1 protein-coding gene is annotated in these 1,134 nt (G+C 64.2%); it reads right to left on the bottom strand.

The annotated features are described in order from the left end of the window. Positions 1-138: 138 nt before the first annotated feature. Positions 139-1,113, bottom strand: a complete 975-nt coding sequence (locus ACWTU9_RS33125; protein ID WP_455862003.1) for an IS5 family transposase — start codon at positions 1,111-1,113, stop codon at positions 139-141. Positions 1,114-1,134 lie beyond the last annotated feature (21 nt).

The following is a 1,134-nucleotide window of genomic DNA, read 5'->3' as shown; positions in this document are numbered from 1 at the left end:
GGGCCTGTTGCGTTATTAGGCTTTGGACGCCTGGAGAGACGGCAGGGGCGCAGCGAAGTGGTTTCCGGCGCGGGTTTGCGACCGGATGGGGTAGGAGTTGGCGTATTCGGTGGATTTCGGGCGCAGTGCGACCCAGGTTCAGGTGGCCAGCGTCACCCAGCGGCGCATGTTGAATGCCATGGCCGCGATGAGGATCTGTCCTGCCGCCTTGGCCAGGCCGCGATAGCGAATGGCGCAAAGTCGCATGCGGTTCTTCAAGGTGGCGAAGGTCGTCTCGACGGCAAAGCGCTGCCGGGCGATCAGCTGGTTGAACTGCTTCAGGCGCGCCGGCAGGCGCGGATGATGTTTGTTGGCTCGTCGCATCAGCCGCGGCTTGATCCCGCGCTGCCTCAGCGACAGTTCGCGCGCCTTGGTGTGGTAGGCCGCATCCGCCAGCACCGCGCCTTCGTCGCCACAGATCAGATGATCTGCTTCGACCGTGTCGTTGACGTTGGCCGCTGTCGTCCTCACCCGGCGGATCAGACCAGAACCCTGGTCGACACCGACATGGGCCTTGTAGCCGTAGGAGGAGCCAGGCTTGCCCTGCCGGCGCGTAAAGCCGGCATCGGGATCGCCGACCTCGCCCACCTCCTGCGCGGCTCCACCGGGTGGCCGTGCCGCCGCCGTCTCGATCACCGTGGCATCGAGCATCGTGCCGCGCCGCAGGATCAGCCCGGCTTTGTCCAACTGATGGTCCAGTTCGCCAAACAGCTTCTCCAGAAGCCCGGCCTCGACCAGAAGACTGCGAAAGCGGTTGAGCGTGGTGTGGTCGGGCACCGTCTCGTCGAGCGTCAGCCCAACGAAACGGCGGAACGACAGCCGATCGGCGAGTGCCTCCTCCAGTTCGCTGTCCGACAGCCCATACAAGGATTGCAGCAGAAGCGCCTTGAACATCACCAGCGAATTGTACGCAGGCCGCCCTGGCCCAGCCGGCGAGCGCAGCCGCGCCAGGATCTTCTCGAAGCGATACCACTTCACCAGCGACGACAGCCGGTCCAGCCGACCGATCCGACCAAGACCCTGTGGCAGCAAAGCCTCCACAAAACTGAACTGACCGCTCGGCTTTGTCGTCATCGCAAAATCCCCGTTTCAAAA

Source organism: Mesorhizobium sp. 128a (genome assembly GCF_053848025.1).
Note: the sequence above shows the minus strand (reverse complement) of the source record. Positions and strands in the feature narration are given on the sequence as shown.